Raw genomic sequence first — 622 nt, 5'->3', positions numbered from 1 at the left:
TAATACCACTTTAGCAATAAATTGAGCGGCGATTTTGCGCTCATTATGGGATGAGGTTTTTTACCAGTGCACCTTGTGTTTATCGTTGCCAGTATGGCTTATATATTGGTCAGTATCCATATCAGTTGGGCACTGACAAAAAATCACCTTATACATAAGGGTTTAAGCCTAGGTTTATTAACCGTTGGTATGCTTGCCCATGCCGCGCTATTGTACCCGTATGTCGTTACGTTATATGGATTAAATTTTAACCTATTTAATATAATCAGTCTCATCAGTCTATTTTTCTTATTCTTTTACGTACTCTTTTGCCTGTATCGCCCTATTCTTAGTCTCGGTATTTTAGCGGCGCCGTCGGCACTTATCGGCATGACGATAGGCTATGTTGGCCGCGCACCCTATCAACCGTTAACTGATGTAAGCATCGGACTTGAAGCACATATTTTATTGTCACTGGCCGCCTATTGTGTCCTGCTAATGGCTGCCCTACAAGCGCTATTTTTACGTCTGCAGATCCGTGAACTTAAACACCACACCATTCATCGCTTTTGGGTGAACAAACTACCGCCTCTACAAAGCATGGAAAGCCTATTGTTCGATATGATATTGGTAGGCTTTATCA

The 622-nt window shown here is 41.8% G+C and carries 1 protein-coding gene; it reads left to right on the top strand.

The features are described from left to right. Window positions 1-93: 93 nt before the first annotated feature. Window positions 94-622, top strand: a 529-nt coding sequence (locus ACS8FD_RS21990) for a cytochrome C assembly family protein (protein WP_439277432.1), incomplete at its 3' end; no start/stop codon positions are given.

This window comes from Psychrobacter sp. 1U2, from assembly GCF_051847575.1.
Note: the sequence above shows the minus strand (reverse complement) of the source record. Positions and strands in the feature narration are given on the sequence as shown.